Below are 9,348 nucleotides of genomic sequence, written 5' to 3' on the forward strand. Positions count from 1 at the left end.
CCTTGGGGGCAATCCACAAGACGTTGCCGGACTTGCGCAGCCCCAGGCCCTTGGCCTGCATGATGATGTCAAGCGCCTGGTCCCAAGGCACATCCTTCAGGCGCAGGGTCACATTGCCGGTCACCGAATCACTGGTGACCACGTTGAAGTTGGTGAAGTCCGCAATCACCTGCAACAAGGCGCGTACTTCAATATTCTGGAAATTCAAGGACAACTTGTCGCCGGCAAAGCCTGGGCCGGTCGTCAATTTGTTTGGATCCAGCTTTTGCGGTCTGACCTCCAGCACAAACTGGTTGTCGCTTTGATAAGCGCTGTGCTCCCAAGCCCCCTTGGGTTCCACCACCATGCGCACGCGGTCGCCCACTTGGGAAGTCGAAATGGACTGCACCGGGCTGCCAAAGTCAGACACATCGAGCCTGCGCCGCAGGTTCTCCGGCAGGCTTGAGCGCAAAAACTCAACCACCAGGTTCTGGCCCTGCTGCTGAATGTCCACGCCGACCTGATTGCTGGGCAGGTTGACCACGATGCGGCCGGCATTGTCTTGGCCGCGGCGGAAGTCAATGTCGCGCAGCAGCTGCGTTTGCGCATTCAAGCTAGCCGCAAAGTGCAAGGGCTCGCCGGGGTTTTTCGCAACGCCAGGGGCCGACTCCAGAATCAGCAGCAGCGCGTTGTCTTGCAACTCGGCGCGGTAGCCCGAGGGCTGGCGCAAATTCAACACCACACGGGTGCGGTCACCCGCTTGCGCGACATTGGCCGAGCGCAGATTGCCTTGGTTCACTTCCACCAAGTTGCGCCCTATCCCGTTCACCACGCCGGGCAGATCGATTGCAATGCGCGGTGGGCTCTGCACCGTGAAGCCCTTGGGCAGCTCGGTCAAGGGTTGCGACATCTCGATGCGCACCACTTCAACGCCGGCTTGCTGAACGCTGTTGATTGACCGAATACTGATTTGGGCCTGCGCCTGCGTTGCCAGCAATGCGCTGAACAATGCCGCTACCCCTATGAACAACGCGCGCCAAAGGCCCATGCCGAATCTCTCCTGCTGCAATATTTTCATCGTCCCTGCTCCTGAAGCTGGAGGGTACTCGTGCGTTCTACCCATTCACCGGCGGCGTCTTGCACGACCTCGCGCAGCGTAATGTCGGTTTCTGAAATCTTCATCACCCGGCCAAAATTCAGGCCCAGGTGCTCACCATCTTTAACCCGGTAAAGCAGGTTGTCTGCCCGCAGCAGGGCGAAGCGTTGGCCCTGCCGCATCATGCTGCCGACCATAGACAGGCTGTCGAGTGGATAACTCTCCAGCGGTTCACGGCGGCGGTTCATTTCGGAGCTGAGCAAGGAGTTTGGCTGGGCCAACTCTTGCTTGATCGCGACGCTGAGCTTTTGTGCGCTGTAGGGGTCAACACCGGCCGAGGCCTGATAAGGCTGGGGCAAAAACTTCTTCGGCGGCACCAAGGGCTTGATGGTGGGTTTAGCTTCGCGCTTTTGCTGCTCCATCCACTGATTCAGCTCATTCATATCGGCCGAACAGGCCACCAGCAAACTACCCAACAAGAGGGTGGCGATCAGGCGCGCCCTCATTTTTTCGCTCCCGCCGCGGCCTTGGCTGCCGTCTTCTTCTGATCCGCCACCTCCACCGCATCCAGATAGCGGTAGGTGCGGGCGGTGGCTTCCATACTCAGATTCCCGCTGGCGGCATCCTTGCCGGCGGGCGCCAGCACATTCAAATTGTGCAAGGTCACAATGCGTGAAAGGTTGGACACATCGGCGGCAAAAGCGCCAATATCGTGATACCGCCCGGATACCCGCAGCGCAATTGGCAACTCGGCGTAATAGTCTTTAACCACCACCTGGCCCGGCCGGAACAATTCAAACTGCAAACCCCGGCCGATGCCGGCCTGGTTGATATCGGACAGCAGCGCGTCCATCTCGGCTTTGCCGGGCAACTGCTTTTCCAACTGAGTCACATATTCCTCGACCTGGCTTTTTTGCTTGCGCAATTCGGGCAGATTGACCGCTTGGCCGAGCTTGCCTTGGTAATCCTGCTTGAGCAGCGGCTCGCGCTCGCGTTCGGCGTCAAGTGCGGACTGCACATCCGCCAACATGAAGACCCAACCCAACACCATCACCAGCAGCGCCACAGCCATGAAAGCCGCCAGTTTGGGCGGCCAAGGCCATTGGCCCGGTTCGTTCGGATTGAGGCCGCGAAACTGGTCGGCCATGCCCTCGAACCAGAGGCCTGGTTCAAATTTGATCGATAACGCCTTGGTCGCCATGCTTGCCTTCAGGACTGGTTGGACGCGAGGGGTCGCGCGGACACCGCCGCAGCCGCGGCCCCGGACGCAGCTGCCCCCGGGGCACCCGGTTTGCCCGCGGCCTCACGGCTAGGCTCCTTGATCGAGACCCGCATCGAGAAGTCATACAGCCGCTTCTGATCACGACTATTGGTACTCAAATTCGCCACCTTGATTTCGACCAACTCGGGGCGGTCCAGCCATTCGGAGTTGCGCGAGGTATTTCGCAAAAACTCCGAAACTCGCTCGTTGGTTTGCGCAATACCGCTGATGGTGACGACTTTATCGGCCTGCCGTATCGAAGTCAGGTAGACCCCTTCCGGCGTATGGCGCGCCAATTCATTCAGCAATTGCACGGGGGTATTGCGGTCGGTTTGCAAATCCTCAACCGCACGCTGGCGTGACTTCAGGGATTCTATTTCAGCGCGCAGATTGGCAATATCCTTGATCTGGTCATCCAGCCGGCCAATCTCCACCGACAGATATTGATTGCGGCGCTGCTGCTCCGAGGTCAAATGTTGCACCAGCATATAGGCCGCGGCCACGATGCCGGCGCCAACCGCTGCCGCCAGGCCCAGCCCGACAAAGAAAGCGGTCTTGCGGCGCTTGCGCTTTTCTTCCCGATACGGCAGTAGATTGATCAGGATCACTGGAAAAACCTCCGCATCGCCAAGCCGCAGGCCGTCAGGTAAGCCGGCGCCTCTCGCCGCAATTTAGGCTCACGAATCGATGCGCCCAACGCCATATTTTCAAACGGATTCACCACCATACAAGCAAACCCGGTCAATTCGGTCACCCGCTCTTTCAGGCCCGACAAAGTGGCAGTCCCCCCGGCCAACATCACGTAATGCACCTTGTGGTGCGGCGTGCTGGTGAAGAAGTACTGCAGGGCGCGGCCAATTTCTTGCGACAAACTGTCGACAAAAGGATTCAGCACCGCCGTCGCAAAGTCCTCGGGCAAATCATTGCTGAGCTTTTTTTGTTCGGCTTCCTCAAACGAGAAGCCGTATTGGCGTGAAATCAGCTGGGTCAGTTGCGAGCCCCCAAAGGCTTGGTCGCGGTCATAAAGCATTTCATCGTCGCGCAACACCTTGAGGCTGGTGGTGTCGGCGCCAATCTCGAACAAGGCCACCAAGGCGTCCTTGCCTTCGTTGGGCAAATTGGCAATCAAGCGGCCCATCGCCATGCGCGACGCATGCGACTCGATATCCAGAATCACCGGGCGCAGGCCGGCCGCTTCGGCCAAACCTTGACGGTCCTGCACACGGTCCTTGCGCGAAGCCGCAATCAGCACCTCGACATCACCGACCGAAGTCGGGCTGGGGCCGATCACGCAGAAGTCCAGGCTGACCTCGTCGAGCGAAAACGGGATGTACTGGTTGGCTTCGGCCTCAACCTGAATCTCCAGCTCTTCGTCGCGCAGGCCAGCGGGCAACATGATTTTCTTGGTGATGACGGCCGACTGAGGCATGGCCAACACCGCATCGCGGGTCTTGCTGCCACTGCGGGCCACCACCCGGCGCACGGCGTCGGCCACCTCGTCAAACTTTTCAATTTGACCATCGGTGATCCAGCCTTTTTCGAAAGGCTCGGTCGCAAAACGCTCCAGCACCATTTCACCGCTGGCGTTCTGCCCCAACTCAACCAATTTGACACTGGAGGAACTGATGTCCAAACCAATCATGGGCGCATGTTTGCGGCCCATCAATACGTCAAGTATTCCCACGCCGTGAATCCCCCAACGTTTATCGCCGGATTATGTAATAAGTAAACTATTTGAATGCTAGCAGCAAAGACCATGGCCCCCTACGGAATCAAGGTCACAGCAAGTAACGCCACGTTGCGAAACATACACGGCTTGTGCGCCGGTCTAAGCGATGAAAAAGCAGGTAAAACGAGCAGCACAGCAACACAGGCAGCAATCGGCCATTTTGCCGCGCCACACAGGATCCGAGCGGGTAGGCTTTCTATAATCCGCTCACCCCACCCGGAGGCCCATGAGCGAAGCCAAAAAGACTGCCCCTCGAACCGCCAGGTCCGAGACCCCGCCCGAACACCGTCGTACCGCCTTGTCCCTGCTGGGGCGCACGCTTTCTTGGCTGATCGGCTTGACGCTGGCCGGCGTATTTTCACTGCTGCTGCTGATCGCGCTGGCGCTGGCGATGGCCTACCCCAACCTGCCCGATATCAGCGGCTTGACCGACTACCGGCCCAAGTTGCCGATGCGGGTCTTGTCCGCCGACGGCGTCTTGCTGGGCGAGTTCGGCGAGGAGCGGCGCAATTTCCTGTCCATCAAGGAAATCCCCAAGCGCATGCAAGACGCCGTCCTGGCGATCGAGGATGCCCGCTTCTATCAGCACGGCGGCGTTGACTATCTGGGCGTGATTCGTGCCGGCCTGGCCAATTTCGGCGAATCGCGCAGCCAGGGTGCCTCGACCATCACGATGCAGGTGGCGCGCAATTTCTACCTCTCGACCGAGAAGACGCTGACGCGCAAGATCTACGAGATCTTGCTGGCCTTGAAGATCGAGAACGCGCTCAGCAAGGACGAGATCCTGGAAATCTATATGAATCAGATCTTCCTGGGTCACCGCGCTTACGGCTTTGCGGCGGCCAGCGAGGTCTATTTCGGCAAGCCGCTGCGTGACATCTCGGTGGCAGAAAGCGCGATGCTGGCGGGCTTGCCCAAGGCGCCATCGGCCTACAACCCGATCAACAATCTGAAGCGCGCCACCATTCGCCAGCAATACATCATCGAGCGGATGCTGGAAAACGGCTTCATCACCGAAGAGCAACGCGACGCCGCCAAGGTCGAAAAACTGGTCTTCCGCCCGCCGGTCGAGTCGCCCCAGCATGCCGAATATGTGGCCGAGGCGGCGCGGCTCTTGATGTTCAACCAGTACGGCGAAGAGGCCTATACCCGCGGCTTGAACGTCTACCTGACGGTGCGCGCCGAAGAACAGACCGTCGCCTACCGCGCGCTGCGGCGCGGCATCATGGACTTTGAGCGCAGGCAGGTCTATCGCGGACCTGAGGCCTATGTCGACCTGCCCAGCGACCCCAAGGCACTGGATGTGCGCATCGCCGAAGCGCTGGCGGATCACCCCGCCAACGACGAGTTGCTGGCCGCCGTGGTGCTTGAGGCCGACGCCCGCAAGGTGGTGGCGGCGCTGCAAAGCGGCGAAACCCTGAGCCTGACCGGCGAAGGCCTGAAGCCGGCCACCTCGGGGCTGAGTGACAAGGGCAACCCCAAGACCCGCATCCGCCGCGGCGCGGTGATTCGGGTCATCAAATCCACCAAAGCCGGCAAGGAAGACTGGACCATCACGCAGCTGCCCGAGGTTGAGGGTGCGTTTATTGCCATGGACCCCCGCGACGGGCGCATCCGCGCCATGGTCGGCGGTTTCGACTACGCCAAGAACAAGTTCAACCATGTGACGCAGGCCTGGCGCCAGCCCGGCTCCAGCTTCAAGCCCTTTATTTACTCCGCCGCCTTGGAAAAAGGCTTCACGCCCAGCACCGTGGTCAACGACGCGCCGCTGTTCTTCAGCGCCTCGACGACCGGCAGCCAGCCCTGGGAGCCGAAGAACTATGACGGCACGTTTGAAGGCGCCATGCCGCTGCGCCGGGCGCTGGCCAAGTCCAAGAATATGGTCTCGATCCGCATCCTCAACTCGATCGGCGTCGGCTTTGCGCAGCAATGGCTGACGCGCTTTGGTTTTGAGGCCGAGAAGCACCCCGCCTATTTGACGATGGCACTGGGTGCCGGCTCGGTCACGCCTCTGCAAATGGCGCAAGGCTATGCGGTGTTTGCCAATGGCGGCCACCGGGTCGCGCCGCAACTGATCGCCAAGCTGACCGACAACAAGGGCCGCGTGCTGTATGACGCTCTACCCCTACAGCTTAGCGAAGATTCGCGCACCATCGAGGCCAGAAATGCCTTCTTGATGACCAGCCTGCTGCAAGAGGTGACGCGCAGCGGCACGGCGGCCAAGGCGCAAGCGCAGCTGAAGCGGCCGGACATTTACGGCAAAACCGGCACCACCAATGATTCGATGGATGCCTGGTTTGCCGGTTACCAAAAGGAAGTGGTGGCGGTGGTTTGGATTGGCTACGACCAGCCGCGCAAGCTGGGCGACCGGGAAACCGGTGGCGGCCTGGCACTGCCGATCTGGATCGAGTACATGGGCTTTGCGCTGCGCGGCGTGGCCGTTTCGGAACCGTCTGCGCCCGAGGGTGTGTTGAACGTCAACGGCGAGTGGTATTTCGACGAGTTCAGCGGCAAGGCCGGCGTGCCCTCACTCAGCGACGACGAAGCTCATCTGCCCAAGGCGGCCGGCGAGGACGAGAAGAAAAGCATTCTCGATCTGTTCAAGCGCTGAAGTTAAGCGGCTGGCCGCCCTGGGCGCTGACCTGGGTGGCCAGCACGGCCAGAAACTCGGCGCCGGTCTTGGTGTCCAACCACAGCCCGTCCACATAACGAAAGTGAAAGCCGCCCGCGCGCGCGGCCAGCCACAGCTCTTGCAGGGGCGCTTGGGTGTTGAGGATGATCTTGCTGCCACCGGGCAGACTCAGCTCCAGCAGACCGCCGCTGCGGTGGCTGTCGATGTCAATGACGTTAGCGTCCAGCCAAGCGTCAACCTTGGTTTCGATGAGGTCCAGCATCGCGCGTGTTTTGGCGAGGTATTCGGCGTCGGTGAGGGGGGTGGCAGCTGACATGGGCGATAAACTTCCGCAATGATGAAAACATTCAAGATGGCGGCCAGTGTATTCCCGTCAAACCTCGTCCGTGCACGAACAGCGCTGCTGCTGGGGCTGTTGGTTTTCCTGACAGGCTGCGGGCAAAAAGGCCCGCTGCGCCTGCCTGAATCCACAACGGCGCCGTCGCCCGCCGCGTCCAGCCCGGTCAAGACTTGATAGAGATCCCCTAAGCGCTCGCCTCGTGGCAGGCCACTGCCACGCCCTTGAACTGGCGCATCAGCGGCCGCTCGACCTTGCAGCGCTCGGTCGCCAGCGGGCAGCGCGGATGAAAGCTGCAGCCGCTCGGCGGATTGAGCGGATTGGGCACCTCACCCTGCACCGGCGTGCGGGCACGGCCCGTCATGTGGATGTCGGGGATCGCGTCCAGCAACATGCGCGTGTAGGGGTGACGCGGGCGAGCGAATAGCTCGGCCTTGTCGGCCAACTCGACCAGGCGCCCCAGATACATCACGCCGACCTGATCGGCCACATGCCGCACCACCGCCAGGTTGTGCGAGATGAAGAGATAGGTCAGCCCATTGCTGCGCTGCAAGTCCTTCATGATGTTGAGCACCTGCGCCTGCACCGACACATCCAGCGCCGAGGTCGGCTCGTCGCAGACCAGAAACTCAGGGCTCGTCGCCAGCGCTCGTGCGATCGAGATGCGCTGACGCTGGCCACCGGAGAATAGATGCGGGAACTTTTCGCGGTCCAGCGGCGACAAACCGACCGAACTCAGCAACTCACCGACGCGCGCCCGTTGCGCCTCCAACCCGCTCACCAAACCATGCTCGCGCAGCGGCTCGGCGACGATGTCCTGCACCTTCCAACGCGGATTCAAGGACGCATACGGGTCCTGGAAAATCATCTGCATGCGCCGCCGCAAGGCCAAGGCGCCACTTGAGGCCAAGGTCTTGGCGGTGTCAATGCCGTCAAACAGCACCGAGCCTCGGGTCGGCTCATACAAACCGACCAGCAAGCGCGCCACCGTGCTCTTGCCGCAGCCCGATTCACCGACCAGCGCCAACGTTCGACCTCGCTGGATCGTGAACGAGACATCGTCCACCGCGTGCACGAACTGGCGCGGTTTGCGCTCGACGATGCGGTTCAGCCACGGCGCAGAGACGTCGAAGGTCTTCGCCAGTCCTTGCACCTGAACCAGCGGCGTCATGGTCGGGCGCCCTGAACCAGCCAGCAAGCCGCACGCGTGGCCAGGCCATTCATCAGATCGGGCCGCTCGCGGCGGCAACGCTCCATGACTTTCGTGCAGCGCGGGTTGAACGCGCAGCCTGGCGGAATCGAGTTCAGGCGCGGCATCGAACCGTCGATCTGCAAGAGGCGCTCGCGGTCTTCGTCCATCACCGGGATCGATCCCATCAGCCCCACCGTGTACGGGTGCGAGGGGCGGTGGATGACGTCGTGCACCGGCCCGATCTCGGCGACACGCCCGGCGTAGAGCACGGCCACGCGGTCGCAGGTCTCGGCGATCACGCCCATGTCGTGCGTGACCAGCATCACCGCCGCGCCATGGTCTTTGCACAGCCGCTTGAGCAGCGTGATGATCTGGGCCTGGATCGACACGTCGAGCGCGGTGGTCGGTTCGTCGGCGACGATCAGCTTGGGCTCGGCGGCCAGCGCCAGCGCGATCACCACACGCTGGCGCATGCCGCCGGAGAACTGGTGCGGGTACTGTTCGATGCGCTGCTCGGCCGCCGGGATGCCGGTCTCCTGCAGCAGCCGGATCGCACGCTGGCGCGCTTCCTCGCCGCCCACCGGAAGGTGCGTCTGGATGGTCTCGGTGAGCTGGCGGCCGATCGTGTACAGCGGGTTCAGCGAAGTCAGCGGGTCCTGGAAGATCGCGCCGATGCGCCGGCCGCGGATCGCGCGCATCTTCTCGTACGGCAGGTTGTCGATGCGCTCGCCCTCGAGCCAGATTTCGCCCGCGGCAATGCGCCCGGGCGGCTCGAGCAAGCCGATGATCGCCGCCCCGGTGAGCGACTTGCCGGCACCCGACTCGCCGACGACGCCGAGGATCTCGCCGGGCGCGATCTGAAACGAGATGTCGTCCAGTGCCAGCAGCGTGCCGCGCCGCGTGGGGAATTCCACGCGCAGGTTCTTCACTTCGAGCAGGGGCTGAACCACTAGCGCAGCCTCGGGTTCAGCGCGTCGCGCGCCGACCGGCGTCCACGGCATGCCGAGCGCCACCATCGGCGAGCTCCTCCTGCACCTGCGCCGCGTCTATGCCGGATCGGTCGGGCTCGAGTTCATGCACATCTCGTCGCCGGGGCGGCGGTCGTGGCTCGCCGAGCACATG

At 61.9% G+C, this 9,348-nt stretch carries 10 protein-coding genes; 2 read left to right on the plus strand and 8 right to left on the minus strand.

Features of this window, described 5'->3' with window-relative positions; genetic code table 11:
• The 5 genes from RMO57_RS19035 to RMO57_RS19055 form a co-directional block, all read right to left on the minus strand.
• Nucleotides 1-1,057: type IV pilus secretin family protein (locus tag RMO57_RS19035; RefSeq protein ID WP_310389343.1), on the minus strand; the 1,057-nt coding region annotated here is incomplete at its 3' end.
• A complete protein-coding gene (locus tag RMO57_RS19040) occupies nt 1,054-1,581 on the minus strand; it encodes a pilus assembly protein PilP (RefSeq protein WP_310389345.1) in 528 nt (175 codons plus the stop codon). The genes RMO57_RS19040 and RMO57_RS19035, both read right to left, overlap by 4 nt.
• The gene (locus tag RMO57_RS19045) at nt 1,578-2,276 is read right to left on the minus strand and encodes a type 4a pilus biogenesis protein PilO (protein WP_310389348.1); all 699 of its coding nucleotides are present in this window, start codon (nt 2,274-2,276) and stop codon (nt 1,578-1,580) included. The genes RMO57_RS19040 and RMO57_RS19045 overlap by 4 nt, the downstream gene beginning before the upstream one ends.
• 8 nt (nt 2,277-2,284) lie before the next feature.
• On the minus strand, nt 2,285-2,944 hold the full coding sequence (locus RMO57_RS19050) for a PilN domain-containing protein (RefSeq protein ID WP_310389349.1): 660 nt from the start codon (nt 2,942-2,944) through the stop codon (nt 2,285-2,287).
• On the minus strand, nt 2,941-3,999 hold the full coding sequence (locus RMO57_RS19055; protein WP_310389360.1) for a pilus assembly protein PilM: 1,059 nt from the start codon (nt 3,997-3,999) through the stop codon (nt 2,941-2,943). Before RMO57_RS19055 ends, RMO57_RS19050 begins: the two co-directional genes overlap by 4 nt.
• 292 nt (nt 4,000-4,291) lie before the next feature.
• On the opposite strand from RMO57_RS19055, the gene RMO57_RS19060 reads away from it, so the two are divergent.
• Nucleotides 4,292-6,676: a penicillin-binding protein 1A gene (locus RMO57_RS19060; RefSeq protein ID WP_310389351.1), complete on the plus strand. Its 2,385-nt coding sequence runs from the start codon at nt 4,292-4,294 to the stop codon at nt 6,674-6,676.
• Here RMO57_RS19060 and cyaY read toward each other — a convergent pair.
• A complete protein-coding gene (gene cyaY / locus RMO57_RS19065) occupies nt 6,666-7,013 on the minus strand; it encodes an iron donor protein CyaY (RefSeq protein ID WP_310389353.1) in 348 nt (115 codons plus the stop codon). The genes RMO57_RS19060 and cyaY overlap by 11 nt on opposite strands.
• A gap of 18 nt (nt 7,014-7,031) precedes the next feature.
• Here cyaY and lptM point away from each other — a divergent pair, with 18 nt between their 5' ends.
• The gene (gene lptM / locus RMO57_RS19070; protein ID WP_310389355.1) at nt 7,032-7,211 is read left to right on the plus strand and encodes an LPS translocon maturation chaperone LptM; all 180 of its coding nucleotides are present in this window, start codon (nt 7,032-7,034) and stop codon (nt 7,209-7,211) included.
• A gap of 10 nt (nt 7,212-7,221) precedes the next feature.
• Here lptM and RMO57_RS19075 read toward each other — a convergent pair whose 3' ends face one another.
• Nucleotides 7,222-8,205, minus strand: a complete 984-nt coding sequence (locus RMO57_RS19075) for an oligopeptide/dipeptide ABC transporter ATP-binding protein (RefSeq protein WP_310389357.1) — start codon at nt 8,203-8,205, stop codon at nt 7,222-7,224.
• Nucleotides 8,202-9,227: an ABC transporter ATP-binding protein gene (locus RMO57_RS19080; RefSeq protein ID WP_414896459.1), complete on the minus strand. Its 1,026-nt coding sequence runs from the start codon at nt 9,225-9,227 to the stop codon at nt 8,202-8,204. Before RMO57_RS19080 ends, RMO57_RS19075 begins: the two co-directional genes overlap by 4 nt.
• Nucleotides 9,228-9,348: the final 121 nt, after the last annotated feature.

This window comes from Roseateles sp., assembly GCF_031397715.1.
In the GTDB taxonomy this organism is placed as follows: domain Bacteria; phylum Pseudomonadota; class Gammaproteobacteria; order Burkholderiales; family Burkholderiaceae_C; genus Paucibacter_A.